Source organism: Pseudomonas sp. B6(2017) (genome assembly GCF_002112765.1).
In the GTDB taxonomy this organism is placed as follows: Bacteria; Pseudomonadota; Gammaproteobacteria; order Pseudomonadales; family Pseudomonadaceae; genus Aquipseudomonas; species Aquipseudomonas piscis.
Genome location: NZ_NEIQ01000013.1, coordinates 170,662 through 196,217, shown reverse-complemented (window position 1 = coordinate 196,217; position 25,556 = coordinate 170,662). Strand labels below are relative to the sequence as shown.

The window sequence follows — 25,556 nt, the reverse complement described above, 5'->3', positions numbered from 1 at the left end:
GCTTTCGATCTGTGGACACTGAAGGCACAATGCGTACCTTTTTGGCTGGCCCTGCCGGAGATCGCCCAATGATCAAGACGCCTTACTACCTCATCGACAAACAGAAGCTGCTGGTCAACATGCAGAAGATCGCCTATGTGCGCGAGCAATCCGGCGCCAAGGCCCTGCTGGCCCTCAAGTGCTTCGCTACCTGGTCGGTGTTCGACCTGATGCAGCAGTACATGGACGGCACCACCTCCTCGTCGCTGTACGAGCTCAAGCTGGGCCGGCAGAAGTTCGCGGGCGAGACCCATGCCTACAGCGTGGCCTGGGCCGACGATGAGATCGAGGAAATGCTCGATAACTGCGACAAGATCATCTTCAACTCCATCGGCCAGCTGCAGCGCTTCGCCGAACAGTCCGCCGGCAAGGTCCGCGGCCTGCGGGTCAACCCCCAGGTAAGCAGCTCCGACTACCTGCTGGCCGACCCGGCTCGTCCATTCAGCCGCCTGGGCGAATGGGACCCGGCGAAGATCGAGCAAGTGATCGAGCAGATCAGCGGCTTCATGTTCCACAACAATTGCGAGAACGGCGACTTCGGCCTGTTCGACCAGATGCTGAATCACATCGAGGAGCGCTTCGGCCACCTGCTGCACAAGGTCGACTGGGTCAGCCTCGGCGGCGGCATCCACTTCACCGGCGAAGACTATGCCCTGGATGCGTTCTGCGCCCGGCTCAAGGCCTTCTCCGAAAAGTACGGCGTGCAGGTGTACCTGGAGCCCGGCGAAGCGGCGATCACCCAGAGCGCCTCGCTGGAAACCACCGTGCTCGACACCCTGTACAACGGCAAGCACCTGGCGGTGGTGGACAGCTCCATCGAAGCGCACATGCTCGACCTGCTGATCTATCGCCTCAATGCCAAGATGGCCCCCAACGACGGCGAGCACACCTACATGGTCTGCGGCAAGTCGTGCCTGGCCGGCGACATCTTCGGCGAGTACCAATTCGAGCGTCCGCTGGCCATCGGCGATCGACTGTCGTTCGTTGACGCGGCGGGTTACACCATGGTCAAGAAAAACTGGTTCAACGGTCTGAAAATGCCGTCCATCGTCGTGAAACAACTCGACGGTAGTGTCGAAGTGGTTCGCGAGTTTGGTTTCGAAGACTACCTGTCCAGCCTTTCCTGAACGGGCAGGTAATTAAGGAGAAGTAAGTAAATTGAAGAAGAATGTTCTTATCATTGGTGCAGGAGGTGTCGCCAAGGTGGTGGCCCACAAGTGCGCGCAGCACAACGACGAACTCGGTCGTATTGCTATCGCGTCGCGCAACATCTCCAAATGCCAGGCCATCATCGACAGCGTAAAGGCCAAGGGCAGCCTCAAGGTGCCCGCCGATATCCAGGCCTTCTCGCTTGACGCTCTGGATGTCGAGGCGACCAAGGCGCTGATCCGCGAGACCGAATCGCAGATCGTCATCAACGTCGGTTCCGCCTTCCTCAACATGTCGGTGCTGCGTGCCTGCATCGATACCGGCGTGGCCTACCTGGACACCGCGATCCACGAAGAGCCGGGCAAGATCTGCGAGACCCCACCGTGGTACGGCAACTACGAGTGGAAACACCTCGAGGAATGCCAGCAGAAGAACGTCACCGCCATCCTCGGCGTGGGCTTCGATCCGGGCGTGGTCAACGCCTACGCTGCCCTGGCCAAGCAACAGCATTTCGACCGCATCGACTCGATCGACATTCTCGACGTCAATGCCGGTTCCCATGGCAAGTATTTCGCCACCAATTTCGACCCGGAAATCAATTTCCGCGAATTCACCGGACAGGTGTGGAGCTGGCAGGACAGCCAGTGGACCAGCAACACCATGTTCGAAGTCAAGCGTACCGACGACCTGCCAGTGGTGGGCTCACAGAACCTGTACCTGACCGGCCACGATGAAGTGCACTCGCTGTCCAAGAACCTGCAAGTGCCCAACGTGCGCTTCTGGATGAGCTTCGGCGAGCATTACATCAACGTGTTCACCGTGTTGAAGAACCTGGGCCTGCTCTCCGAGCAGCCGGTCAAGACCGCCGAAGGCCTGGAAGTGGTGCCGCTCAAAGTGGTCAAGGCCGTGCTGCCCGACCCGGCTTCCCTGGCCCCGGGCTACACCGGCAAGACCTGCATCGGAGACCTGGTCAAGGGCACCAAGGACGGCCAGCCGCGCGAGGTGTTCATCTACAACGTGGCCGACCACGAGCAAGCCTACGCCGAGACCGACAGCCAGGGCATTTCCTACACCGCAGGCGTGCCGCCAGTCGCCGCCGCCCTGCTGGTGGCCCGTGGCGAGTGGGATGTGCAGCGCATGGTCAACGTCGAGGAGCTGGCGGCCGAGCCGTTCCTCAAGGCGCTGGACGTGATGGGCCTGCCGACCCGCATCAAGGACGAGCATGGCGACCGTCCGTGGGACGCCGCCATCTAAGGTAGTCCCCAACGCAGGGGGCGCCCGCCGCGGCGCCCCCTGCCCCGCCGGCGACACATCTTTCGTTTGTGCGCCGCTTTTGCATTTCCGTGCGACAGTTCCCCTTTCCGGGGCTCCCGCAGCCCTCCTGCGCAGTGTTAGCTTGGCAAGGTTTCTGTCTGGCCTATCAGACATTCCCTACCCACCTCCTGCAAAGGAATGCCCTGCGTAATGGACTTTTCCCTCAAGCACCTGGCCACGGCCACCCTGATGCTCGCCAGCCTGTCGGCATTTGCCAACGTCGCCCAGGCCAACATCACGCCGCAACAGAGCGCGGCCATCCTCAAGAACTTCAACGACGCCTCGGTCAAGGACTTCCGCCAGTTCATCGGTGAGGTCGCCAAGAGCCAGCCGGGCAAGAGCGCCCACCTGGCCCCGGCCATCGATGGCTTCCTGGCCGGCAAGACGCTCTCGGCCGAGCAGCAGAACGAGATCCATCGCCTGCTCGGGCTCTATGCCCGGGTCAAGTACGGCAAGGCCGCCACTGAAACCCTGCGCGAACTGGTGGCCATCCCCACCTTCCGCGTGGATGGCGTGCCCCAGCACGAGAACCCGGAATTCCTCAAGATCGCCGACAAGATCAAGGGCCTGGCCCAGGACTTCGGCCTGGCGTTTCGCAATGTCGACAACCGCGTCTACGAGATCTCCCTGCCCGGCAGCGGCGACGAAGTAGTGGGCATCCACGCCCACGCCGACGTGGTGCCGGTCACCCCGGAGAACTGGGTGCTGCAGGACGGTACCCGGCTCGACCCGTTCAAGGTCACGCTGATCGGCGACCGGATGTACGGGCGCGGCACCGAGGATGACAAGAACGGCATCGTGGTGGCGCTGTACGCCATGAAGATCGTCAAGGAAGAGCAGTTGCCCCTGGCCCGCAACTTCAAGCTGCTGGTGGACACCACCGAGGAAACCAGCGGCGATGCCATCCCCTACTACTTCGAACACAACCCGGTGCCCAACTACAACCTGGCGCTCGATGGCGGCTACCCGGTGGTGATCGCCGAGAAAGGCTATGGCACCGTAATGGCGACCTTCGCCCAGCGTGCCGCCGAGGGCACGGGCGCGCAGATCACCCACTTGACCGGCGGCCTGGCCACCAACCAGATCCCCTCCACCTCGGTGGCGACCCTGGTGACCGAGCAGCCAGCCGAACTGGTGGCCAGCCTGCAGAAGGCCGGGGCCGAGTACGTCAAGCGCCACGGCGGCAACTTCAAGATCGACGCCCGGGTGCAAGGCAAGGACGTGCTGCTGACCGTCACCGGCGTGTCCGCCCACTCCTCCGAGCCCGAGTCCGGGGTCAATCCGGTGGCGCGGATGCTGGACTTCGTCCACGGCCTGGAGGGCAAGGTGGCGCTCAAGCACAACTCGTTCACCGACGCCGCGCACTACCTCGCCGACAACTGGGGCCTGGACTACGAAGGCAAGAAGCTGGGCGTGGGCTTCTCGGACGCCTTCATGGGCCCGCTGACCACCTCGCCGACCCTGGTCAGCGTGGATGACAAGGCGCTGAAGGTCGCGGTGAACCTGCGCGTGCCCAAAGGCAAGGCGCCAGAGGCGCTGAAGGCGCAGATCAGCGACAAGCTGGAGGCCTGGAGCAAGCAGAACCAGGTGGCGGTGCAGTTCAATACCTCGGTCGCCGCACCGATGTACCGCAATCCCGAGGGCGAATGGGTCAAGGCGCTGCTGGACGTGGCCAGCGAGAACCTGGGCATGGCCCACAAGTTCGGCACCTCCGCCGGGGCGACCTCGGTACATGAACTGCCCAACGGCGTGCAATTCGGCCTGGCGCGTCCGGAGGTGAAATACACCGGCCACACCGACAACGAGTTCAAGACCGTGGAGCAGTTCCTGCTGGACCTGCAGATCGTCACCGAGATGGTCGGCCGGGTCGGACAGCTGCCCAAGCTCTAGCCATCCCCTTGGCACTGGCCCCTGGGGCCAGTGCACCTGCCTCAGTCGCCCGCAGCGTCCTGCGCCGGGCGGCTGACATCCCGCAGCACCGCGATATAGCCCCGATAAAGGTTTTCCACCGGCAGCAGCCCTCGGGCCGCCAGCTGGCGATGGGCGCTGCGCAGGTGATAGAAGGGTATGCGCACGTAGAGATGGTGTTCGATGTGGTAGTGGATCCCGTGGGGGCCGAAGACGAAGGTCTGCCAGTTGGGCGCCACGATGCTGCGGGCGTTCTGGCTCTGGTCGGCGTTGGCGGGCAAGCCCGCATGCTCGAGGATCGCCCGCACGCGCCCCATCAGCGGCAACAAGGTAATGGCCGGCAGCAACCACAACCCCAGGTAGAGCCATGGATGCCCGGACCAGGCCAGCAGCCCCAGCAGCAAGCCATTGCCCACCAGCATCGACAGGACTTCGCCGAGCACCTGGCGCGGCGACTTGTCGACCTTGGGCAGGCAGTGGCGGTAGTCGCCGCGAACCAACCTGAAGGCGCTGATGAAGTACCCCGCCCCACACAGGTCCGCCGCCAGGCGCAAGGCCAGGCGCCGCCGAGGCAGTGGATAGTCCCCGATGCCGAACACCGCCACCACCGGATCGTCGTGCAGCATGGGCTGGCGATGATGCTTGAGGTGCCCGGCCCGATAGGTGCGCAGGGACAGGAACAACGGACCGGCGGCCAGCCATTGGCCGACCCGGTCATTGGCCGACTGACGACGCAACAGCACGCCATGGGCGCTCTCGTGCATGATCACCGCCAGCGCCAGCTGGCTGCGGGCGATGACCAGCGCCGCCAGCAGGTACGTCAGGGGGTGCGGCCAATAGGCGGCACAGGCGAATGCCACGCCGATCAGGCCCCAGTCGGCCAGCAACGCCAACAGGCCGATCCAGGGCTTGAGGACGAACCACTCGGCGGCGGGGGTAAAGGCGCGCAATGCCAGGTTGGCCCCGGCACGCGATTCAAGCTGGGACACGGCGAATGCTCCCTTGTCGGTGAGTGGCCAAGGCGCAGGCCAGGGCCAGTAGCAGGCCGCCAGCGACGTCGACCAGGGTGTGCTGCTTGAGGGTCAGGGTCGACAGGCAGATCAACAGGCCGCTGCCGGCGACCAGCCATTTGCCACGCCGGCCCCACAGTGCTCGGCAGGCCAGGCAAGTCACGGTTACATGCAGGCTGGGAAAACCGTTGCAGGCCAGGTCCAGTTGCCACATCCGGCTCAGTCGCTGCTGCAGGAAGCCGCTGCCGAGTTCGCCGAGATCCGGCCGGGGCACCTGCTCGGGAAACAGCCAGAAGCACAACAGGCTCACGACGAAGGCGATACCGGTTGCGTTGCGCAAGGCCTTGAAGCCCTGTTGGCTGGCGTAGGCCGCCGCCAACAGCACAAAGGGAAAGAACAGCACGTAGAGAAACCAGGACTGGGCCACGAAAGGAATCAGCTCATCCAGCGGCGTGACCCACTGATAACGCGGCGTGACCAGGCGCTGCAGGCCGATGAACGCGCCCAGCCCCAGCAGCAAGCCAAACGCCGCCGCCAGGGCCTGCCGAGGATTGGCGGACCCCTGACGCGGCCAGGAGCCGGTCATGGCTGTCGGCTCGCCGCGGGCATGGGGACATGGCGACTCAAGGCGGCGCCCTCACAAGCCAAGCAGATGGTTGGCCCAGGCATCGATCCGTGCCTGGGCCCGCTGGTTGCCCGACATCACGTCAGGCGCTGGGGCGAGCGCGCTCAATTGCTGCGCCGCCGCACTCACCTGGCGCCGAAAGTCGGCAATGTCGCCGCGCCAGGTCACCACCCGGTGCAGCAGTTGCAAACGGCTGGCCCGGGCCGCATTGCTGGCCTGCTCCGGCTGGTCGCTCACCACTAGGATGATCGGCCGCTGGTAGACCCGGGCGATGGACAGCGCCGCCATGCCGGGTGCCGATACCAGCAGTTGCGCCCGGGCCGCGCGGCTGGCCCAGTGCGGGTCGACCCCGAGCCAGCCGTTGCGCCCGGCATACCCCTCGCCCACCAGGTGCCGATCCAGGCCGGCATCGCCCAGGCCGGCCTCCAGGGCATCGGCCAGCCCGGGTTCGCGAAAGTGCGGATTGAGGTACACCGCCGCGCCCACCGCGGCCGGTTCCTGCACCGCCTCGGCCAGGGCCACCGGGGTCGGCAGGCGATACAGCGCTCGGGCCACGGTATCGTCGATCTCGTAGGCAAAATCGTGCTCGATGCGCGCCCGCGCAGCGTTGATCTGGCACCCGACGATCCAGGCGAACAACCGCCCGAACTGCCGTGGCCACATGCCGTCGAAGTTGTTCAGCAACGCCACCTTCAGGCTCGCGCCGTACACATGCACCACCTTGCGCCGCCAGCCCGGCAGCATGCCCATGTACAGCAACGCCGGGTGGAAGGAGTCGTTGACCACCAGCTCCACGCCGCGCAAACGGCGCCGCAGCTTAAGGATATCGCGCAGCATCCGCCCGGGACGGAACAGGTACTGGGCGACATTGCGATTGGTGGCCCGGCGCAGCATGTTCTGCTGGCTGTCGAACTGCACCGCATAGTGCCGCGAAAGGACCTCGGCCTGGACCCCAAAACTGTGCAGGAAGCGCTGGCCCTGGTCCGACGTGGTCAGCACCTCGACCTGGGCGCCGGCCGCGCGCAGCGCATGCACCAACAACTGCGCGCGCATCAGGTGGCCACGGGCATCGGCGGTGGCGAGATAGAGAATGCGTGGAGTCATCGAATGGCGCCGCGCCCACCGCCCAGCACCCAGCCGGCCAGGTACATCGCCAGGGCACCGGTCACGCCAAAGCTCGCATCGACCCGGCGGATATCCTTGAGCAGGCGCGCCAGGTGCACGGTTTCATGGGGGGCGACAATGCGTTGCAAGGTGCCCTGGCACAGGCGCACATGGGCTTTTTCATCGGCCAGGACCTGCGACAGCAACGGATACAGCCCATGCTCGGCGCCGATGACCGCGCAGTGGCGGCTCAGCACCCGTTGCGCCATCTGTTCGGCACACAGGCCGGTGGCATAGGCCGGCACCAGCAGGCCATGCTCGAAATGCCCCGCATAGCGACGGGCCAGGCGCTGCCAGCGCAGGATCTTGCGCCGGCTGAGCCAATCCGGTTCCAGGCGTGCCGTTCCTTCGCCGCCACGCTCGCCCAGGGCCGCGGCGAACAGCGTCACGTGCCGTTGCTCATCGGCCAGGTGCCGCTCGACCTGGCGCTCGAGCCAGGGTGGCGACTGCGGCAGCAACTCATCCAGCAGCGCACGTTCGGTGGCATCCTCCCCAGCCAGGTAGATGCGCAGCAGCAAGCGCTCCCCACGCACGCTGCGATGCAGGCGCTGCAGGGCGACGCGCTTGATACGATCCACCAGGCGCGCCTGTACGGCTCCCAACCCACGGGGCCGGGGCATGTCCAGGCAACTGAAGTCCGCTTGGCTTGCAAGCGCTTCGCCAACACTCATGGCACGGACTGCGCGGTGTCCACGCCCTGGGTCGCAGTCGTGGCCGCCTGGGCGCTGCGATGCCAGGCCAGGATCAGGCCGATGAAGCTGTCACGCATGAAGGCCGTACCGCTGGCAGTGGCCCCGGGGAAACTCTGCTCCTGGCCGTTGTAACGCAGGTAGCCCTTGCCATTGACCGCGCCCAGCTCCAGGCGGTCGTGCTTGTGCAAGCCACGCTGGCGCACGTCCTCGAGCAAGGGGCTGTCCTCCAGGCCGAAGACGAACAGCTGGCGCTGGACCACCCACCGCGGAATCTGGCCACTCAAGGCTTGCAGGTCGAGGTTCCAGGTGCCCTGCTCCAGCACCTGGTCCAGCGGCAGGCTGCCTGGTTGCCTCGAGCTGAAGCGGGCACGCATCAGCGACTTCGAGATCCGCCCTACCCCCAGGCCGATGGTGATGTCATCGGCCGTCGGATTTTTCTCGTCGCTGGGACGCACCACCACCAAATAGCTGGCGACCCGGGCGGCGATCGATGGCTGCGCCAAGACCTTGCGCGCCAGCTCGGGATTGAGCAGCACGTGCTCGTCACGCCCCTGGTGGACGCTGATCTGGTAAGGGTCCAGGGCGATATCCCGGAAGGTGCCACGCACCGGCGCATGTACATAGGTGTCGGCCTTCCAGGTCTTGCCCGAGCGCCGCACCAGTACCTGCAAGCTCAAGGGCACCCGCTGGCCGTCGCTGGCAATGCCGCTGCCATGCAGCAGTACGTCGCCGATCACCCCCTTGCCGGCAGGCCGGGCCTCGACGCTGAACACTATGGTGCGCGCCTGCGGGTCAACGCTGGCCCGTGCGTCCGCCACGTCCAGGGCCAAGCGGTTGCAGTTTTGCGCGGCGCCGCCCTGGACCGTCGCACAGCCACTGCCGGAGACGAAGTGCAGCACGCTGCGGCCGTTGATTTCGCTGGGGGCGGCGCTGGCCGGGGTGGCGCACGCCAACCATGCCAGGCACGCCAGGGAGGAGCCGAATGCGGCCAGGGGTTTCATGCTCATGGGAACTTCCTGTAGGAGTGCCAAGGGGGCGGCGCGGATCAATCCAGCTGGCGGTGATAGGACAGGGCTTGCCCCTGGCGCGCGCTGGCACGGCCGATGTTCAACCCCAGCCCGCGGACCAGCGCGCCGGCGCTATCGAGGGACGAGATACCGAGTATCGCCAGGATCGCACCCAGGCGCCGCCGCCCATGCACGGCCGGCAGGTCCTGGTGGTTGAGTGCGCGCAGGCTGTAGCCCAGGCGCCCGAGCATCACGCACAAGGGGCCGATAGGTCCGCTGCGTCCGAGCCATTGCAACCAGCCCGGCATATAGGCACGCACCAGGTGGGGGGTCAGGTCGACACTGTCGCCACCACGCAACCAGCGCAGCTTGAACACTTCGCCACGGCTGTCGGGCAACCGGTGCTCGGTATGGGCCGCCGGAACGTAGCGTACCGCCACCCCCGCCGCCTGCAGGCGCAGCCCCATGACCTGGCAGTGGGCACGGTAGACGCCGTCCAGCGGCTGGTAGCGATACTGCTCGAAGGTGGCACAACGAAAGGCCACGTTGTTCGCGTAGAAATTGCGGGTCGCCCGGGCACCGAGCGGGCTGGGGAAATACATGAAGTCGATGGTGGTCAACGCGCTGCCGACCACGCTCGGGGCATAGCTGGTGCGCCCGGCCACGGCCAGGGGCGCATCCGCCTCGGTGAAGGGCAAGAGCAACTGCTCCAACCAGTGGCCGGCGGGAAGGCAGTCGGCATCGGCGAACACCACGTACTGGCAGCGCGCCTGGTCGACCGCCTCGAAACCGATATTCTTGGCCTCGTAGTAACCGGTGCGGGGATCGATCTCGACAAATTCCAGCACTCGCCCGGCCAGTGCGCACAGCGCCTCCCGGGCCTCTTGCCCGAGGCCATCGTGGGTGATGACCCATTGGCCGAGCGATTGCGGGCAGAGGCTCTGGCGAGCCAGGCGGGCTACCAGGTGCTTGAGGCTGTCCAGGGCCTGCGCCGCGTCCTTGCCGCCGCGCAGGTTGTTGGTTTCCAGCACCAGCGCGGCACTGCCGGCGATCGCTGCCAGGGGCCCGGTATCACAGGCGGGCTGTTGCGACATCCGGGTCGTCGATTGTTGGCTATCCATGGCGCGGTATCTCAGGAAAAGGCAGGGCTGCCGGGCTTCAGGCGCGCAATCACAGCATTATTCCGAGGATTATTCAAACGGCGGATTCGCCGGCCCGCCAGTATTGGCGAAGGACCGCGCCAGGTGCTCCATCACCAGGCGCATGCGCGTGGTATGCCGCAGGTCCTGGTGGGTGACCATCCACACCTCATATGGCTTGCCGGCCGTGCGCCCGGGCCAGATCCGCTCCAGGCCATCACGCCGGCCCATCTCGATGGGGATCTCGCTGATGCCCAGGCCCTGGGCGATGGAGCGTCGCAGCAACATGTTGGAGTTCACCGCCATCACCACCCGGGCCTGGTCGATGGGCTCGTCGAGCAAGGTCGGCTGCGCACGATCCCGCCAGTACGGCTCGTACATCACCAGGTCATGGCCCTTGAAGCCAGTGCCTGGCTCGGGCTGGCCATGGCACTCCAGGTATTCGCGCGCTGCGAACAGGCCCATCGGCCACTCGGCCAGCTTGCGCAGGATCAGGTCGGGATTGTCCGGACGCAGGTTCCTGATGGCGATGTCGGTTTCGCGCCGTGACAGGTTGACCACCTCGGAGGTGCTGTTGAGCACGATGCGGATATCCGGATGCGCAAGGTGCAGCGCCTTGAGCGCCGGCATCACGAAATCACAGGCCAGGGAGTCGGTGGTGGAAATCCGCACTTCGCCGGCCAGTTCGTTATCCATCCCCCCGGTACGCCGGATCAGCTCCAGGGCCATCTGCTCCATCTTCCCGGCCATCGCGAAGGCCATTTCGCCAACGCTGGTCAGCTGGTAGCCGGCCGGAGTGCGCAGGAACAGGGTCGATCCCAGGTCCGCCTCCATGGCCGCGATACGCCGCCCCACCGTGGCCTGGTCCACGTGCAGCACGCGCGCCGCACGGCGCAAGGTCAGCTCGCGCCCGAGGGCCAGCAGGACCCGTGCATCATCCCAGTTCATTCAAGATTTCCCCATGAAGAATCATTGCAACACAGCCTCGCAAAATCGCCGCGCGCCGGCACCGGCCCGCTTGCGTAACCTTTGCCCACCCCAGCCCGAACGGCCGGCATCCACCTTACCAGGACCCATTCATGAGCCATTCCCATAGTGCGCCAGAGGCGCAGATGACTGTTATCGAGATCACCCGGCCGGGTGATCCACAGGTATTGAAACCTGCCCGCCGGGCGGTGCCTACCCCTGGCCCACGAGAGATCCTGATCCGGGTCCACGCCGCTGGCGTCAACGGCCCCGACCTGCTGCAGCGCAAGGGCCTCTACGATCCACCAGCCGGCGCCTCGGACATCCCGGGCCTGGAGATCGCCGGGGAAGTCGCGGCCCTGGGCAGCGAGGTGACGCGCTTCAGCGTGGGTGACCCGGTGATCGCCCTGGTCACTGGCGGCGGCTACGCCCAGTACACGGTCGCCGACGAGCGCACCACCATGCACCTGCCCGGTGGCCTGTCGATGATCGAAGCCGCGGCGCTGCCCGAGACCTTCATGACCGTGTGGGTCAACCTGTTCCAGCGCGGCCAGTTCAAGGCCGGCGAATCGCTGCTGGTGCATGGCGGCGCCTCCGGCATCGGCACCACGGCGACCATGCTGGCCAAGGCCCTGGGCGCGTCGAAGATCTTCACCACGGTCGCCAATGCACAACAACAGGCGGCCAGCCTGGCCCTGGGTGCCGACGTGGCCATCGACTACAACCGCGAGGACTTCGTCGAGCAAGTGCTGCTCGGGACCGAGCAGCTTGGGGTCGACGTCATCGTCGATATCATTGCCGGCGACTATGTGGCGCGTAACTTCCAGGCCGCAGCGATGAACGCGCGGATCGTGCAGATCGGCGTGGTCAAGGGCCCGGCGACCCAGGTCGACCTGTTCCCGATGCTGGTCAAGCGCCTAACCCACCTGGGCTCGACCCTGCGCTCGCGCAGCCCAGAGGACAAGGCCGGGATCATCGCCGAGCTGGAATCCAACGTCTGGCCCCACGTCCAGAGCGGCGCGGTCAAGCCATTGATCTTCAAGACCTTCGCCTTGACGGATGCCGACCAGGCCCACGCCCTGATGGAGTCCGGCCAGCACATCGGCAAGGTGGTGCTGACCGTCGCCCACTAGCCCCGGAGCCCAGGCCGAGGTTGTCCATGACGACCTCGGCCGTGCCCTGCCCGGCAACTCGGCTACGGCTCCTGGCGGCCGGGCACGGCGTCCAATTCGCCGTTGCGCACCGCCACCTTGATGGCTTGTGCGGTAGTACTGGCGCCCAGGCGTCGACGCGCCGACCGCAGGTGGTTTTCCACGGTGCGCCCGGATAACCCCAGCGTCACGGCGATATCGGCCTGGCGCTTGCCGGCGGCGGTCCAGGCCAGGACTTCACGCTCCCGATCCGACAACTGCCTGGACGGGTCGCTGACGGCCACCTCCAGCAACCGCCGTGCGGCACAGAACGCCGCACTGGCGACGTTGCCCAACATCAGCCGAACCCTGGGGCTGCTGTCGATCCGCTCACCGCCCAAGCTCATGGCGCCCTCCAGGCCCAAGGGGCCGAACACCGGTACCTGCAGACCATGCAGGCCGGCGCCCTGGGGGCGGCGGACCACCTGGTAGCGGTCACCACGCTTGCTCCAGAAGAACGGCTCGCGTGCCTCCAGGATATGCCGGGTGACCGGACAGCGGCGCACGTAGGTCGCGGCGTCGACCACCTGGCCGTCGCCGAACCAGTCCCCCTCGACCCAGTAGATGCGCTCGAGCACTTCGTCCCTGGCCGATGAGGCGGAAAACAGCACGAAACGGTCATAACCGAAAGGGCCCGCCAGGCCCCGCACCAGCGCCTGGATCGCAGGCAGCGCCGTGGCGCGCTCCAATTCCAGAACGCTGTGCAGGGCCGCTTCAGCGCTGGTCGCCGTCACCCGGCCGCCACTGCTTGCAGCAACGCGGTGGCCGCCAGCTTGCCCAGGGCGTTGCCCGCCAGCGGGCTGTCGCCGGTGAGCAGCTTGCGGTCCTGGTGCACCGCCCCGGAAATGTCCTGGTTGAGGATCTCGATCCCCAGGGCGGACAGCTGCTCGCCGAACTTCCAGGTCAGGTGGCCGGGCATGTAGCCGATGTCCGGGGTCTGGGCGTCCAGGGCGTCGGGGAAGGCGCAAATGCGGTAACCGTTGAACAGGCAGGAGTCCCTGGTCTCGCCCAGCCCGGCAGCCAGCAATGCCGCGGGGCCGTGGCACAAGGAAATGACGAACTTGTCGTTGGCCATGGCCCATTGCAGGAGTTTTTTCACCTCGGCACTTTCGGGCAGGCCGATCAGCGCGCCATGGCCGCCGGGGATGAACACCCCGATGTAGTCGGAATCGGCGCCCAGGGCGTTGTCCAGGACCTCGGCCAGCTTCAAGGGTTGCTTGAACTGGTCGCGGTACTTGGCATACAGGCCTTTGACCTCGACATCTTCGGAGGGCATGGCCCAGAACTCGAACTTGACCGGGTTGCCCGACAAGGTGGCGATATCAAAACCGAACCCGGCCTTGTCCAGGTGGTACATGGGCAACAGGGTTTCCACCGGATGATTGCCGGTGGAGAACATCGTGCCGTTGTCGGTCAGCAGATAGCGCTCGTCCGCACCGATCACCAGCACCTTCCAGCGCCCACCGGTATAGGGCCGCTGGTAGTCGGCACCACTGAGATCGGAGTGGGCGGAAGTGAATTGGCTTAGCGAGTACGGCGAAGGAAAAAACGCATTGTCCTCGGCCGGATCCGGAGTCGGGCGTTTGTCGTCGGCGGGGGTATGACTCATGGCTTGCTCCATTGTGCAGGGCGAATTCCATCATCATTGTAGGAAAGCGCGCAGGCAGCAATGAGGGTTTTCCCTCAAGTCGAGCATGGCCAGAAGAGGTTGCCGCTATCAGGAGGCAGTTCGCTCATCACGGTATCAACGCCCCAGGCAAGACAGTTAATTTGTAATGCCCCTCCGAAACAACGGACTTTTCATCCATGTTGCGCAGACATTTATTTCGGGCAAAAAAAAGCCACTCGACTGAGTGGCTTTTCTGAATTTGGAGCGGGAAACGAGACTCGAACTCGCGACCCCGACCTTGGCAAGGTCGTGCTCTACCAACTGAGCTATTCCCGCAACGTCTTGGTGTTGCGCATTCTATAGAAATCAGAATGAACGTCAACCCCTTGATTCAAAAAAACTTATTTTTTCTCGCCGTCGATTTTCAAATGCGGCCATGCGGCACGAAGGTATTGCTGCATCGACCACAAGGTCAGGCCTGCCGCCACCATCAGCAGGATATAACCCAGCAATACCCAGAAGCTGAAGACCGAAGGATTGGCCAGCAGGATCACCAGCGCCAGCATCTGCGCCGCGGTTTTCCACTTGCCCATGTTGGACACCGCCACCTGCGCCCGGGCGCCGAGTTCGGCCATCCATTCGCGCAGGGCCGAGACCACGATCTCGCGCCCAATGATCACGGCTGCCGGCAGGGTCAGCCACAGGTTGGCGTGCTCCTGCACCAGCAGCACCAATGCCACCGCCACCATCAGCTTGTCGGCCACGGGGTCGAGGAACGCGCCGAAAGGCGTACTCTGCTCCAGGCGTCGCGCCAGGTAGCCGTCCAGCCAATCGGTGGCGGCCGCGAAGGCAAAGACTGAACTGGCTGCCATATAGCTCCAGCTATAAGGCATATAGAACAGCAATATGAAGATCGGGATAAGCAGGACGCGTAGAACGGTGATCAGATTAGGGATATTCATCGGCACAACTGGCTACGAGGTGATTGGGCATTCTACTCGCTGTGCAGGTTTGCATAAATCAACTCTGCGAGCTTTTTACTGATTCCCGGTGCCTTGGCGATCTCGTCGATGCTGGCCCGGGACAATTCCTGTAATCCACCAAAATGCTTGAGCAGGTCCCGCCGGCGTGTCGGGCCGACCCCCGCCACCCCTTCCAGGGTCGAGGTACGTCGAGCCTTGCCACGCCGGGCGCGGTGGCCGGTGATCGCGAAGCGGTGGGCCTCGTCGCGAATCTGCTGGATCAGGTGCAGCGCCGGCGAATCCCCCTTGAGGGTGAACTCATGGGCCGCGTCGTTCAGGTATAGCGTTTCGAAACCGGCCTTGCGAGTGGTGCCCTTGGCCACGCCGAGGAGGATCAGGTCCGGTACCGCCAGTTCATTGAGCACATCGCGGGCCATGGCCATCTGGCCCTTGCCGCCGTCCACCAGGAGGATGTCCGGCAGCTTGCCCTCGCCGTCCTTGAGCTTGCTGAAGCGCCGGGTCAGGGCCTGGTGCATGGCCGCGTAGTCGTCGCCGGCGGTGACGCCCTCGATGTTGTAACGACGATAGTCGGACTTCAGCGGCCCCTCGGGTCCAAACACCACGCAGGAAGCCACGGTGGCCTCGCCGCTGGAATGGCTGATGTCATAGCACTCCAGGCGCTGCGGTGGCTCGTCCAGGTTCAGCACCTCGGCCAGGGCTTCGAAACGCGCTGCCACGTGCTGACGGTTGGCCAGGCGCGCGCCCAGGGCCTGCTCGGCATTGGTCACCGCCAGCTGCTGCCAACGCGCCCGGGTGCCACGCACCCTGTGGCTGATGGTCAATTCGCGACCGCGCAACTCATCGATGGCGGCGATCAGGATCGGAAAGTCTTCATGGGTCACATTGACGATCAACTCGGCCGGCAGGTCGCGCTCAGGACTGCTGACGAAATACTGTCCCAGGAACGCCAGCATGACTTGCGCCACATCTTCCTCGATGCCCACCTGGGGGAAGAAGTTCTTGCTGCCCAGCACTCGCCCGCCACGCACGCTGATCAGGTGCACGCAAGCGCCGCCGGGGTTGACGAAAGCCGCCAGCACGTCGACATCGCCGGTACCGCCTTCCATGCTCTGCTGGTCCTGGACCCGACGCAGCAGGCCGATCTGGTCGCGCAGTTCGGCGGCCTTCTCGAAGTCCAGGGTACTGGCGGCGGCTTCCATGGCACTGGACAACTCGTCGGTCAGGGCATTGCTGCGCCCCTCGAGGAACATCACCGAATGGCGCACGTCCTCGGCATAGACCTCGGGCTCGACCAGGCCGACGCACGGCCCCTTGCAACGCTTGATCTGGTATTGCAGGCAAGGCCGCGTACGGTTCTTGTAGTAGCTGTCCTCGCACTGGCGGACCAGGAAGGTCTTCTGCAACAGGCTCAGGCTTTCACGGATGGCGCCGGCACTGGGGTAAGGCCCGAAATACTTGCCCTTCTGCTTCTTCGCCCCGCGATGGATGCTGAAGCGCGGAAAGGCGCCATCGGAGAGGAAGACGTAGGGATAGGACTTGTCGTCTCGCAGGAGGATGTTGTACGGCGGCCGCCACTCCTTGATCAGGGTCTGCTCCAGCAGCAGCGCCTCGGTCTCGTTGGCGGTGATGGTGGTCTCGATCTGGGCGATACGCGCCACCAGGGCGGCGGTCTTCGGTGCCTGGCCGGTCTTGCGGAAGTAGCTCGACAGGCGGTTCTTCAGGTTCTTGGCTTTACCGACGTAGAGCAGGCGCGCATCGCTGTCGAACATGCGATACACACCGGGGCGGCCACTGCAGGTAGAAAGAAAGGCGCTGGGATCAAACAGGTCGGTCATTTTTCAGAGGCTGGCATCGACCATGCCGTGGCGAACCGCAAGCAGCGTCAATTCCACATCGCTGCTGATCGAGAGCTTCTCGAAAATCCGATAACGGTAGGTGTTCACGGTTTTCGGCGACAGGCACAGCTTGTCGGAGATGATCTGCACCTTCTGGCAACCGACGATCATCAGGGCAATCTGGATTTCCCGCTCCGACAACGCATCGAACGGCGATTCACTGGAAGGCTGGAACGACTTGAAGACCAACTGCTGGGCGATTTGCGGGCTGATGTAGCGCTGGCCGGCGAAGACCAGGCGGATGGCCTGGACCATTTCATTGAGCCCCGCCCCCTTGGTCAGGTAACCCGCCGCACCCGCTTGCAGCAATCGGGTAGGGAATGGATCTTCCTCGCAGACCGTCACGGCCACGACCTTGATGTCCGGATGACTGCGCAACAACTTGCGCGTGGCTTCAAGCCCACCGATCCCTGGCATCTTGACGTCCATCAGGACTACGTCGGGTTTCAACTCCCGCGCCTTGAGCAGGGATTCCTCTCCCGACTCCGCCTGCCCGACTACTTGCAGGCCATCGATGTCAGCCAGCATTCGTGTAATGCCCGTACGAACGAGATCGTGGTCATCGACTACTAGCACCCTAATCAAGCAGACACCTCGCGAAATGGTCTTTACAGGTTGCCCGACACCTTAGCAAAAAAGCGCCGTACAAACCTAATCACATGCGCTATTAAAAACACATCAGCCGCGATAACAACGCACACCCGGCCCGCCTCTCCGCCAGGCCCTGGCTTCAGGGCTCGGCGGGCTGGGTTTTTTTCCTGGAGCCCTGGCCCTGCGACAGCTCGGCCAGGGTGGCAGTCAGACGACAGATTGCATCCTGATCACCCTTGAACAGCGCCCGATAGCAGTCAAGCACCTTTTCCTCGGTCCGGCTCAACCTGCCGGCCTGGACCGGCGTCCGGCTGCCGGTCAGCACATACAGCACATCCACTCCCCTGGCTGCCACCCGCGACAGATAATCTGCCTTGGGTGCTCGATCCCCACTCTCGTATTTACCCTGGGCGTTGGCTTCCACCCCGCCGATTTCACCAAAAACTTTTTGCGACAGTCCAAGGCGTTCCCGCTCCTGCCTCAACCGCGAACCGATTCCACTCATTTGGATGTATGATCCCATCAGATACACCCCAAGGGGGTGTCATACTCTTCAAGCTTTGAACAAAATTGAACGGTTTTGAACTATGCCCGGTATACGCACTGCCGCACAAGCCAAGGCCTGGCTGGAACACCAGGGAAAGTCGGTTCAACAGTTCGCGCGCGAACATGGGGTTGATCCGGCCACTACCTATCAGGTATTGGCCGGCCGCAAGAAGGGCAAGCGAGGGGAAGCACACAAGGTCGCGGTGCTGCTGGGCATGAAGGACGGCATTATCCTCGACGAAGTGCCGATAGTGGATCCGGCACTGGGCTGAGCCCCCCCCCTACTATTCTTTTCTGCCTGGCGCAGCGCCAACCGCAGTGGTAGAGCGCTCCATGCGCCAGAAGCAATCATCGGCTCCCACTACCTCAAGGCCCGTTCGCTCATACAGGCGTTGTGCCGGGTTGTCCTTGAACACCGTCAAGCGCAACAAGCCACGGCGCTCCTTTCGCGCTATCTCTAGTACCTGCTGCAAGGTCCAGCTCCCTGCGCCCTGCCCGCGCCTGGCCGGCAGCACATGCAGCTCGCGGATGTAGAGCGCCCGCGAGTCGCGGCTCAGACTGACGAAACCCAGCACTTCAGTCCCCTGGCAGATCAGCAGGTTCTCGCGACCGGCCCAGGCCACGTCGAAGGCGTCGTCGAGCCACAGCAGGTCATGACGGATGTAGTAGCGCAGCATGCCGGAGCAGGTCAGCTCCCGGGCGAAGGCCAGGTCGTCCTCCCGGGCCGGGCGCAGTTCGAAGTCGCTCACCGAGCCACCGGCAGCACTTGGGCCTGCCACTGCCCGGCACCGCCTCGAACCAGCAGCAACGCCTCACCGACCCCGTCCACCGCTGCCAACAGTTCTCCCTGGGGGCCCCAGGCCGCACTGCGCCCGGCGCAGGTCCAACCGCCACTGGGCCCGCTATGATTGGCCATCAGCACCAGCAGTCCATGCTCCCGGGCATACCCTTGCAACAGCGTGCCGTCGACGGCATACCCGCCTTCGCTGATCAGCACGCCGGCGGCATAGACATCGGCCCCGGCATGTGCAGCCGCCTGCACATGGCTGGCATGGCTGAAGTCCGCACAAACCGCCAGGGCAACCTGGTGCTCGGCAAATGCCAAGGGCGCGCCGCCACTGCCCGCGGCAAAAGCGCGCTCCTCTCCGGGATGCAGATGCTGCTTGCTATAGACCGCCAGCGAACCATCGCCCCCCAGCACCAGCGCACCGATCAGTACCGGTCCGTCATCGACCAGGCGAATCGGCAGCCCCACCACCGTAGTCATCTGCAGCTCCCGCGCCAGGTCGCGCAGGGGTTGCAATACCGGCGAATCCGGAGCCAAGGCCAACTCGGCCGCCAGTTGTGGCTCGTAGCCGGTCAGCGACAGCTCGGGGAACACCAGCAACTGCACGCCCTGCTGCGCCGCCAGTCGCATCAAGCGCTGATGTCCGGCGAGGTTGGTCGGCAAGTCTCCGGCAATGGATACCGATTGGGCAGCGGCAAGGGTCAACAAGGTCACGGGCAGTCCTTTTTCGGGCAACGATGGAGGTAAACAGGCAGGCGCCGCGAGTGTCGCACAACCCCCATTGGATTGATCCATAGTCGCGCCCCCGCCTGCGCCATGGAAATTACTGATTGAATCGCCGGCCCGCCCTCTAGTAAGCTCGCTGCACTTCACGGAGAAACCCCATGCTGCCCCAGACCCTTTCCCTGCATCGCCACACCGCCAGCGCACTGCGTTCGGTTGCGGCTGCCTGGGTCAATGGCAGCGCGGCGGCGAGCTTTTATTTTGGGTATTGGTTTAGCCACTGGCGCGCCTGATACCCAACCGGCGCCCATAAAAACGGGTCGCCCACCAGAGAAATCTCAACCCCCGGTCGGCCTCCCGACCGGGGGTTTTGTTTTTCCGGGCCCGGATTTTCAACCACGATTTTTGCGACACACCGAACTTACCGAGGATTGCACTATGAACTACGCCACCTATTACCGTTACGACATGTTTTCCACCTGGCGATTTAGCAGCCTCCGCTCGGGACAGCCTGCCGCCTCCGATCGGTCACCTACCGGTGGCAATTGCACACTCATGGCCAGTACGGCCAATTGTCGAACACCCCAGTAGGGCCGCGCGCGGGACATCACCCGCCGCCCGCCCAGGAAGACCGCACATGAACTCGTCCGTATCCGCTCTGTCCCTGTCCGCTCAAGCCAGCGCCAACGAACCCCTGAGCCAGCGCCTGCCCAGCTCCCTGGAACTCAAGCAGCACCTGCCGCTATCCACGGCCCTGAGCCAGCAAGTCGCCACCCATCGCCAAGCCATCCGCGCCATCCTCCAAGGCCAGGACCCACGCCTTCTGGTAGTGGTCGGCCCCTGCTCCATCCACGATCCGCAATCGGCCCTGGAATATGCCGCCAACCTGGCCCGGCTGTCCGCGCAAGTGAGCGACCAGATGCTCCTGGTGATGCGCGCCTACGTGGAAAAACCCCGTACCACCGTCGGCTGGAAAGGCTTGGCCTACGACCCGCACCTGGACGGCAGCGATGACATGGCCGGAGGCCTGGCCCTGTCCCGGGAACTGATGCGCGAGATGCTGCGCCTGGGCCTGCCGATCGCCACCGAATTGCTGCAACCCATGGCCGCCGGCTACTTCGACGACCTCTTGAGCTGGGTCGCCGTCGGCGCACGCACCACCGAATCGCAGATCCACCGGGAAATGGCCAGTGGCCTGGAGATCCCCGTGGGCTTCAAGAACGGCACCGACGGAGGCGTCGCCATCGCCTGCGACGCCATGCGCTCGGCGGCCCATCCGCACCGCCACTTCGGCGTCGACAGCCAGGGCCATCCGGCGATCATCCAGACCGCGGGCAATCCCGACACCCACCTGGTGCTGCGCGGCGGCCACCGCGGGCCGAACTACGACCGCCAGAGCGTGGCCCAGGTCCAGCGCGACCTGCACAAGCTGAAGATCCCGGCACGGATCATGGTCGATTGCAGCCACGCCAACAGCGGCAAGGACCCGGCGCGCCAGCCGGCAGTGTTCAACGAGGTGCTGGAGCAGCGCCTGCAAGGCGACGCCTCGCTGATGGGGGTGATGCTCGAAAGCCACCTGTTCGAAGGCTGCCAACCGCTGAGCGGCAACCTGCGCTACGGCGTCTCGATCACCGACGGCTGCCTGGGCTGGGACACCACCGAGCACCTGCTGGGCAACGCCGCCCAGCGACTGCGGGCACTGGCGGCCAGCGCCTGAGCATCAGCCGTTACCGCCACGCCGGCAGTCGTGGCGGTAACGGCTTGAAGGAACTTTGACAAGAAATGGCCACCTGAATCCGGTAGGCTCTCCACTTTCTTGAAAGGAGCAACTCCCATGGCCAAAGCCACTGCCCGTCACATCCTGGTTGCCAGCGAAGCCAAGTGCAACGAACTCAAAGCCGAAATCGAAGCCGGCGCCGATTTCGCCGACGTAGCGAAGAAGAACTCCACCTGCCCTTCCAGCCGTGACGGCGGCAACCTGGGCTCCTTCGGCCCGGGCCAGATGGTCAAGGAATTCGATACCGTGGTGTTCAGCGCCCCGATCAACGTGGTCCAGGGCCCGGTGAAGACCCAATTCGGCTACCACCTGCTGGAAGTCACCAGCCGCCAGGACTGACCGCCCGGCGATCACGCCTGCCCCAACGGCCCGCCACTCGGTGGGCCGTTGCCTTTATGCCCCCAAGATGCGCGACAACGGATGCGGCTGGCCAGTCACGCGCGGCTAGCGTACAAATCGTGGTCATCGATCACCCGGCTTGCAAGGCTGACAATGCGACTGCTTTTCCCCTCCGTACTGCTCACCACCCTGTTGTTGGGCGCCACCAGTGCCCAGGCCGCTCCCGGACACGCCATGACCGTCTATGGCGAACCGGCCAAGTATTCCCAGGGTTTCAGCCACTTCGACTACGTCGACCCCCTGGCCCCCAAAGGCGGGACCCTGCGCCGCTCGGCCATCGAGATCGGCCGCTTCGACCATGTGCTGCCCTACATCGACAAGGGCATCGGCGTGTCCCAGCTGGATGGCCTGGTGTATGCCCCCCTGGCCCAGCGCTCCCTGGACGAACCCTATACCGTCTACGGCCTGGTGGCCGAGAAGATGGAGCGCGCCGAAGACGGCCTGTGGCTGCGTTTCTACCTCAACCCCAAGGCGCGCTTCGCCGACGACACCCCCATCACCGCCGAAGACGTGCGCTACAGCTACGACCTGCTGATGACCCAGGGCAGCATGCGTTATCGCACCCAGTTCGCCGATGTCAGCGGCGTCACCGTGGAGTCGCCACGGGTGATCCGCTTCGACTTCAAGAACAACGAGAACCGTACCCTGCCCCTGGATATCGCGACCCTGCCGGTGTTCCCCGAACACTGGTGGAAGAGTCGCGACTTCGCCGGCGGTGGCGGCTATGAAGCCCCACTGGGCAGCGGCCCCTACCGCGTGGGCAAGGTGGACTCGGGCAACAGCATCACCTTCATCCGCAACCCCGACTGGTGGGGCAAGGACCTGCCGGTCAGCCGTGGCCTGTACAACTTCGACCATTTCAGCGTCGAGTACTTCGGCGACATCGACGTTGCCCGCCAAGTGCTGCGCGGCGGGGCCTACGACTACAACCGCGAGTTCTCCGCCACCGGCTACTCCATCGGCTACGACAGCCCGGCCCTGAACGACGGACGCCTGCAGAAGGCCCACCTGGCCCAAGCCGCACCGCAACCGGCCCAGGGCTACGTGTTCAACCTCGACCGCCCGGTGTTCCAGGACCGCCGCACCCGCCAGGCCCTGGCCATGCTCTGGGACTTCGAGTGGAGCAACCGGCAGATGATGCGCAACCTGTACATCCGCCAGCAGAGCTTCTTCTCCAACACCCCGCTGGCGGCCCGCAGCCTGCCGGACGCCGAGGAGTTGAAGATCCTCGAGCCATTGCGCGGGCAGATTCCCGACGAGGTCTTCACCCAGGTGTTCGAAGCACCGAAGACCGACGGCAGTGGCGTACTGCGCGACAAGCAACTGCAGGCCCTGTCCCTGCTGGAACAAGCAGGCTGGAAGCCCGAGGGCGACAAGCTGGTCAATGCCCAGGGCGCCCCCCTGGCGTTCACCTTCCTGATCACCCAGGGCTCCATCGAGCGCCTGTTGCTGCCCTACAAGCGCAACCTGGCCCAGATCGGCATCACCCTGAACATCCGCCGCATCGATTCCGCGCAGTACGTCAATCGGCTGATGGCCCGCGACTACGACATGATCGTCACCGGCTACCCGGTGACCACCTCGCCCGGGCTGGAGCTGTACAACTACTTCGGTTCGGCCGCGGCCAACGACCCGGGCTCGAACAACCTCATGGTGCTCAAGAACCCGGCGGTGGACACCCTGGTCAACGGCCTGGTCAAGGCCACCAGCCAGCCGCAAATGCTGCGCTACGCCCACGCCCTGGACCGGGTGCTGCAATGGAACTACTACTGGATCGCCAACTACTACCCACCCGGCACCTCCACCGTCTGGTGGAACCGTTTCGGCAGGCCCAAGGTGCCGGCCAGCAACGACGAAGCCATCGAAACCTGGTGGGAAGTCAGCCCCACCCCACTGACCAATGACCAGATGGCCGCCGAACTCGCGCGCCGTGGCAAACCCGGAGGGCGCCCCTGATGCCGGCCTACATCCTGCGGCGCTTGCTGCTGATCATCCCCACCCTGCTGATCATCCTTCTGGTGAACTTCGTCATCGTCCAGGCCGCTCCCGGCGGCCCGGTTGAGCAGGCCATCGCCCGCTTGCAGGGCATTGGCGGCGGTGGCGTGGGTGGCTCCGCCGATGCCATGACCAGTGGCGGTTCGCGCGCCAGCCGCGGCCTGGACCCCAAGCTGATCCAGGACATCGAGAAACAGTACGGTTTCGACAAGCCGGCCCATGAACGCCTGTGGCTGATGCTCAAGAACTACGCCCAACTGGACTTCGGCAAGAGCTTCTTTCGTGGTGCCACGGTCACCGACCTGATCCTGGAAAAGATGCCCGTGACCATTTCCCTGGGGCTGTGGGCGACCCTGATCACCTACCTGGTGTCGATCCCCCTGGGGATCCGCAAGGCGGTGCGCCATGGCAGCCACTTCGATGTCTGGAGCAGCACCGCGATCATCATCGGCTACGCCATGCCGGCCTTCCTGTTCGCCATGTTCCTGATCGTGCTGTTCGCCGGTGGCACCTCGCTGAACTGGTTCCCGGTACGCGGCCTGGTCTCGGACGACTTCGACCAGCTGAGCACCCTGGGCAAGATCGCCGACTACTTTTGGCACCTGGTGCTGCCGGTCAGCTCCCTGGTGATCGGCGGCTTCGCTACCCTGACCATCCTCACCAAGAACAGCTTCCTCAACGAAATCACCCGCCAGTACGTGGTCACCGCCCGGGCCAAGGGTCTGAGCGAACGCCGGGTGCTGTACGGCCATGTGTTTCGCAACGCCATGCTGCTGGTGGTCTCGGGCATTCCCCAGGCCTTCATCAGCGTGTTCTTCGCCGGCTCCCTGCTGATCGAAGTGATCTTCTCCCTCGATGGCCTGGGGCGCATGAGCTACGAGGCCGCGGTCTCCCGGGACTATCCGGTGGTGTTCGGCTCGCTGTTCATCTTCACCCTGTTCGGGCTCTTGATAAAACTCATCGGCGACCTGTGCTACACCCTGGTCGACCCGCGCATCGACTTCGCCGCGAGGAACGCCTGATGCTCAAGCTTTCCCCCCTGGCGCGCCGACGCCTGGACCGTTTCAAGCAGAACCGCCGGGGCTGGTGGTCGCTCTGGCTGTTCATCGGCCTGTTCGTCCTGACCCTGGGCGGCGAGCTGATCGCCAACGACAAGCCGCTGGTACTGAGCTACCAGGGCTCGCTGTACTTCCCGGTGTTCAAGCGCTACACCGAGCAGGAGTTCGGCGGCCAGCTGCCGTTCCAGGCCGACTACCGCAGCGACTACGTGCAGCAGCTGATTCGCAAGGACGGCGGCTGGCTGCTGTTCCCGCCCATCCCCTTCAGCGAAGACACGCCCAACTACGACCTGATCCGACCGGCCCCCAGCCCGCCCACGGCGACCAACTGGCTGGGCACCGACGACCAGGCCCGGGACGTCCTCGCGCGGGTGATCTACGGCGCCCGGGTGTCGATCCTGTTCGCCCTGGCCCTGACCGCCATCAGTGCCCTGGTCGGCATTGCCGCCGGCGCACTGCAGGGCTACTACGGCGGCTGGGTCGATCTCCTGGGCCAGCGCCTGCTGGAAGTCTGGTCGGGGCTACCGGTGCTGTACCTTTTGATCATCCTGTCCGGTTTCGTCGAACCCAACTTCTGGTGGCTGCTGGGGATCATGGCGCTGTTCTCCTGGCTGGCCCTGGTGGACGTGGTACGCGCCGAATTCCTGCGTGGGCGCAACCTGGAATACGTCAAGGCCGCCAGGGCCCTGGGCCTGGGCGATCGCAAGGTGATCCTGCGGCACATCCTGCCCAACGCCATGAACGCCACCCTGAGCTACCTGCCGTTCATCCTCACCGGCGCCATCTCGACCCTCACCGCCCTGGACTTCCTCGGCTTCGGCATGCCCGCCGGCAGCGCCTCCCTGGGCGAGCTGATCGGCCAGGGCAAGCAGAACCTGCAGGCGCCATGGCTGGGGCTGACGGCGTTCTTCGCCCTGGCGCTGATCCTCTCGCTGCTGGTGTTCATCGGCGAGGCGCTGCGCGATGCCTTTGATCCACGATCTTGAAGCG

Annotated in this window: 26 protein-coding genes and 1 tRNA gene; 11 read left to right on the top strand and 16 right to left on the bottom strand. The window is 64.7% G+C overall.

Translation table 11 applies throughout. From position 1 onward, the window contains the following. Positions 1 to 68: 68 nt before the first annotated feature. The 3 genes from nspC (at position 69) to CAG11_RS22415 (ending at position 4,392) form a co-directional block, all read left to right on the top strand. Positions 69 to 1,166 carry a carboxynorspermidine decarboxylase gene (gene nspC / locus CAG11_RS22425; protein ID WP_085597990.1) on the top strand — a complete coding sequence of 366 codons (1,098 nt, stop codon included), beginning with the start codon at positions 69 to 71 and terminating at the stop codon, positions 1,164 to 1,166. A gap of 31 nt (positions 1,167 to 1,197) precedes the next feature. Further along, the gene (locus CAG11_RS22420) at positions 1,198 to 2,442 is read left to right on the top strand and encodes a saccharopine dehydrogenase family protein (protein ID WP_085597989.1); all 1,245 of its coding nucleotides are present in this window, start codon (positions 1,198 to 1,200) and stop codon (positions 2,440 to 2,442) included. A 210-nt stretch (positions 2,443 to 2,652) separates the two neighbouring features. After that, positions 2,653 to 4,392, top strand: coding sequence for a dipeptidase (locus CAG11_RS22415; protein WP_085597988.1), 1,740 nt, complete (start codon positions 2,653 to 2,655; stop codon positions 4,390 to 4,392). A gap of 41 nt (positions 4,393 to 4,433) precedes the next feature. Here the strand turns inward: CAG11_RS22415 and CAG11_RS22410 are convergent, their stop codons facing one another. From CAG11_RS22410 to CAG11_RS22380, 7 genes are all read right to left on the bottom strand, one after another. Further along, entirely contained in the window at positions 4,434 to 5,399 is a 966-nt protein-coding gene (locus CAG11_RS22410) for a fatty acid desaturase family protein (protein WP_085597987.1), read from the bottom strand. Then, positions 5,386 to 6,006: a phosphatase PAP2 family protein gene (locus CAG11_RS22405; protein ID WP_085597986.1), complete on the bottom strand. Its 621-nt coding sequence runs from the start codon at positions 6,004 to 6,006 to the stop codon at positions 5,386 to 5,388. Before CAG11_RS22405 ends, CAG11_RS22410 begins: the two co-directional genes overlap by 14 nt. A gap of 51 nt (positions 6,007 to 6,057) precedes the next feature. Beyond that, positions 6,058 to 7,149 (bottom strand): hypothetical protein, encoded by a 1,092-nt coding sequence (locus CAG11_RS22400; RefSeq protein ID WP_085597985.1) that lies wholly within the window; start codon positions 7,147 to 7,149, stop codon positions 6,058 to 6,060. Further along, positions 7,146 to 7,880: a hypothetical protein gene (locus tag CAG11_RS22395; protein WP_068580897.1), complete on the bottom strand. Its 735-nt coding sequence runs from the start codon at positions 7,878 to 7,880 to the stop codon at positions 7,146 to 7,148. The genes CAG11_RS22400 and CAG11_RS22395 overlap by 4 nt, the downstream gene beginning before the upstream one ends. Further along, positions 7,877 to 8,908, bottom strand: coding sequence for a hypothetical protein (locus tag CAG11_RS22390; RefSeq protein WP_085597984.1), 1,032 nt, complete (start codon positions 8,906 to 8,908; stop codon positions 7,877 to 7,879). Before CAG11_RS22390 ends, CAG11_RS22395 begins: the two co-directional genes overlap by 4 nt. 38 nt (positions 8,909 to 8,946) lie before the next feature. Continuing rightward, on the bottom strand, positions 8,947 to 10,002 hold the full coding sequence (locus tag CAG11_RS22385; RefSeq protein ID WP_085597983.1) for a glycosyltransferase family 2 protein: 1,056 nt from the start codon (positions 10,000 to 10,002) through the stop codon (positions 8,947 to 8,949). Positions 10,003 to 10,098: 96 nt separating this feature from the next. Beyond that, entirely contained in the window at positions 10,099 to 10,995 is an 897-nt protein-coding gene (locus tag CAG11_RS22380; protein ID WP_085597982.1) for a LysR family transcriptional regulator, read from the bottom strand. Positions 10,996 to 11,159: 164 nt separating this feature from the next. Here CAG11_RS22380 and CAG11_RS22375 point away from each other — a divergent pair, with 164 nt between their 5' ends. Continuing rightward, positions 11,160 to 12,146, top strand: coding sequence for an NAD(P)H-quinone oxidoreductase (locus CAG11_RS22375; protein ID WP_085598044.1), 987 nt, complete (start codon positions 11,160 to 11,162; stop codon positions 12,144 to 12,146). A 62-nt stretch (positions 12,147 to 12,208) separates the two neighbouring features. On the opposite strand, the gene CAG11_RS22370 is transcribed toward CAG11_RS22375, so the two are convergent. The 7 genes from CAG11_RS22370 to CAG11_RS22340 all read right to left on the bottom strand — a co-directional run bounded on the left by CAG11_RS22370 (position 12,209) and on the right by CAG11_RS22340 (position 17,786). After that, positions 12,209 to 12,937 carry a PA1136 family autoinducer-binding transcriptional regulator gene (locus CAG11_RS22370; protein ID WP_022639325.1) on the bottom strand — a complete coding sequence of 243 codons (729 nt, stop codon included), beginning with the start codon at positions 12,935 to 12,937 and terminating at the stop codon, positions 12,209 to 12,211. Beyond that, complete coding sequence (hchA, locus tag CAG11_RS22365) at positions 12,934 to 13,812, bottom strand: glyoxalase III HchA (protein ID WP_085597981.1); 879 nt, start codon at positions 13,810 to 13,812, stop codon at positions 12,934 to 12,936. The genes CAG11_RS22370 and hchA overlap by 4 nt, the downstream gene beginning before the upstream one ends. 260 nt (positions 13,813 to 14,072) lie before the next feature. Beyond that, a tRNA-Gly gene (locus CAG11_RS22360) sits at positions 14,073 to 14,148 on the bottom strand. A 65-nt stretch (positions 14,149 to 14,213) separates the two neighbouring features. Continuing rightward, positions 14,214 to 14,774 carry a CDP-diacylglycerol--glycerol-3-phosphate 3-phosphatidyltransferase gene (gene pgsA / locus CAG11_RS22355; protein ID WP_085597980.1) on the bottom strand — a complete coding sequence of 187 codons (561 nt, stop codon included), beginning with the start codon at positions 14,772 to 14,774 and terminating at the stop codon, positions 14,214 to 14,216. 32 nt (positions 14,775 to 14,806) lie between these two features. After that, positions 14,807 to 16,630, bottom strand: a complete 1,824-nt coding sequence (gene uvrC, locus CAG11_RS22350; RefSeq protein ID WP_085597979.1) for an excinuclease ABC subunit UvrC — start codon at positions 16,628 to 16,630, stop codon at positions 14,807 to 14,809. Positions 16,631 to 16,633: 3 nt separating this feature from the next. Next, positions 16,634 to 17,275, bottom strand: a complete 642-nt coding sequence (gene uvrY / locus CAG11_RS22345; protein WP_031320037.1) for a UvrY/SirA/GacA family response regulator transcription factor — start codon at positions 17,273 to 17,275, stop codon at positions 16,634 to 16,636. 145 nt (positions 17,276 to 17,420) lie between these two features. Next, on the bottom strand, positions 17,421 to 17,786 hold the full coding sequence (locus tag CAG11_RS22340) for a helix-turn-helix domain-containing protein (protein WP_085598043.1): 366 nt from the start codon (positions 17,784 to 17,786) through the stop codon (positions 17,421 to 17,423). Between the two features lie 82 nt (positions 17,787 to 17,868). On the opposite strand from CAG11_RS22340, the gene CAG11_RS22335 reads away from it, so the two are divergent. Beyond that, entirely contained in the window at positions 17,869 to 18,099 is a 231-nt protein-coding gene (locus tag CAG11_RS22335) for a DNA-binding protein (RefSeq protein ID WP_085597978.1), read from the top strand. 12 nt (positions 18,100 to 18,111) lie between these two features. Here CAG11_RS22335 and CAG11_RS22330 read toward each other — a convergent pair whose 3' ends face one another. Both CAG11_RS22330 and CAG11_RS22325 read right to left on the bottom strand, forming a co-directional pair. Further along, entirely contained in the window at positions 18,112 to 18,576 is a 465-nt protein-coding gene (locus CAG11_RS22330) for a GNAT family N-acetyltransferase (protein WP_143494729.1), read from the bottom strand. Next, positions 18,573 to 19,328: a carbon-nitrogen hydrolase family protein gene (locus CAG11_RS22325; RefSeq protein WP_085597977.1), complete on the bottom strand. Its 756-nt coding sequence runs from the start codon at positions 19,326 to 19,328 to the stop codon at positions 18,573 to 18,575. The genes CAG11_RS22330 and CAG11_RS22325 overlap by 4 nt, the downstream gene beginning before the upstream one ends. A gap of 170 nt (positions 19,329 to 19,498) precedes the next feature. On the opposite strand from CAG11_RS22325, the gene CAG11_RS34150 reads away from it, so the two are divergent. The 6 genes from CAG11_RS34150 to CAG11_RS22300 all read left to right on the top strand — a co-directional run bounded on the left by CAG11_RS34150 (position 19,499) and on the right by CAG11_RS22300 (position 25,552). Next, the gene (locus CAG11_RS34150) at positions 19,499 to 19,630 is read left to right on the top strand and encodes a hypothetical protein (protein WP_256578678.1); all 132 of its coding nucleotides are present in this window, start codon (positions 19,499 to 19,501) and stop codon (positions 19,628 to 19,630) included. 344 nt (positions 19,631 to 19,974) lie between these two features. Beyond that, complete coding sequence (locus CAG11_RS22320) at positions 19,975 to 21,054, top strand: 3-deoxy-7-phosphoheptulonate synthase (protein WP_085597976.1); 1,080 nt, start codon at positions 19,975 to 19,977, stop codon at positions 21,052 to 21,054. Between the two features lie 117 nt (positions 21,055 to 21,171). Next, positions 21,172 to 21,453, top strand: a complete 282-nt coding sequence (locus tag CAG11_RS22315) for a peptidylprolyl isomerase (protein ID WP_022639338.1) — start codon at positions 21,172 to 21,174, stop codon at positions 21,451 to 21,453. Between the two features lie 153 nt (positions 21,454 to 21,606). Further along, a complete protein-coding gene (locus CAG11_RS22310) occupies positions 21,607 to 23,469 on the top strand; it encodes an extracellular solute-binding protein (protein ID WP_085597975.1) in 1,863 nt (620 codons plus the stop codon). Further along, positions 23,469 to 24,530 (top strand): microcin C ABC transporter permease YejB, encoded by a 1,062-nt coding sequence (locus CAG11_RS22305; protein ID WP_022639340.1) that lies wholly within the window; start codon positions 23,469 to 23,471, stop codon positions 24,528 to 24,530. The genes CAG11_RS22310 and CAG11_RS22305 overlap by 1 nt, the downstream gene beginning before the upstream one ends. Next, positions 24,530 to 25,552 carry an ABC transporter permease gene (locus tag CAG11_RS22300; RefSeq protein ID WP_085597974.1) on the top strand — a complete coding sequence of 341 codons (1,023 nt, stop codon included), beginning with the start codon at positions 24,530 to 24,532 and terminating at the stop codon, positions 25,550 to 25,552. Before CAG11_RS22305 ends, CAG11_RS22300 begins: the two co-directional genes overlap by 1 nt. Positions 25,553 to 25,556 lie beyond the last annotated feature (4 nt).

Bases quoted from the DNA above. Each gene is read 5' to 3' on its own strand.
- CAG11_RS22415 (WP_085597988.1), top strand. From the start codon at position 2,653: ATGGACTTTTCCCTCAAGCACCTGGCCACGGCCACCCTGATGCTCGCC.
- CAG11_RS22340 (WP_085598043.1), bottom strand. From the start codon at position 17,786: ATGAGTGGAATCGGTTCGCGGTTGAGGCAGGAGCGGGAACGCCTTGGA.
- CAG11_RS22305 (WP_022639340.1), top strand. From the start codon at position 23,469: ATGCCGGCCTACATCCTGCGGCGCTTGCTGCTGATCATCCCCACCCTG.
- CAG11_RS22300 (WP_085597974.1), top strand. From the start codon at position 24,530: ATGCTCAAGCTTTCCCCCCTGGCGCGCCGACGCCTGGACCGTTTCAAG.
- CAG11_RS22380 (WP_085597982.1), bottom strand. From the start codon at position 10,995: ATGAACTGGGATGATGCACGGGTCCTGCTGGCCCTCGGGCGCGAGCTG.
- CAG11_RS22315 (WP_022639338.1), top strand. From the start codon at position 21,172: ATGGCCAAAGCCACTGCCCGTCACATCCTGGTTGCCAGCGAAGCCAAG.
- CAG11_RS22375 (WP_085598044.1), top strand. From the start codon at position 11,160: ATGACTGTTATCGAGATCACCCGGCCGGGTGATCCACAGGTATTGAAA.
- CAG11_RS34150 (WP_256578678.1), top strand. From the start codon at position 19,499: ATGCTGCCCCAGACCCTTTCCCTGCATCGCCACACCGCCAGCGCACTG.
- CAG11_RS22310 (WP_085597975.1), top strand. From the start codon at position 21,607: ATGCGACTGCTTTTCCCCTCCGTACTGCTCACCACCCTGTTGTTGGGC.
- nspC (WP_085597990.1), top strand. From the start codon at position 69: ATGATCAAGACGCCTTACTACCTCATCGACAAACAGAAGCTGCTGGTC.
- CAG11_RS22395 (WP_068580897.1), bottom strand. From the start codon at position 7,880: ATGAGTGTTGGCGAAGCGCTTGCAAGCCAAGCGGACTTCAGTTGCCTG.
- uvrC (WP_085597979.1), bottom strand. From the start codon at position 16,630: ATGACCGACCTGTTTGATCCCAGCGCCTTTCTTTCTACCTGCAGTGGC.
- CAG11_RS22335 (WP_085597978.1), top strand. From the start codon at position 17,869: ATGCCCGGTATACGCACTGCCGCACAAGCCAAGGCCTGGCTGGAACAC.
- pgsA (WP_085597980.1), bottom strand. From the start codon at position 14,774: ATGAATATCCCTAATCTGATCACCGTTCTACGCGTCCTGCTTATCCCG.
- hchA (WP_085597981.1), bottom strand. From the start codon at position 13,812: ATGAGTCATACCCCCGCCGACGACAAACGCCCGACTCCGGATCCGGCC.
- CAG11_RS22320 (WP_085597976.1), top strand. From the start codon at position 19,975: ATGAACTCGTCCGTATCCGCTCTGTCCCTGTCCGCTCAAGCCAGCGCC.
- CAG11_RS22390 (WP_085597984.1), bottom strand. From the start codon at position 8,908: ATGAGCATGAAACCCCTGGCCGCATTCGGCTCCTCCCTGGCGTGCCTG.
- CAG11_RS22405 (WP_085597986.1), bottom strand. From the start codon at position 6,006: ATGACCGGCTCCTGGCCGCGTCAGGGGTCCGCCAATCCTCGGCAGGCC.
- CAG11_RS22385 (WP_085597983.1), bottom strand. From the start codon at position 10,002: ATGTCGCAACAGCCCGCCTGTGATACCGGGCCCCTGGCAGCGATCGCC.
- CAG11_RS22400 (WP_085597985.1), bottom strand. From the start codon at position 7,149: ATGACTCCACGCATTCTCTATCTCGCCACCGCCGATGCCCGTGGCCAC.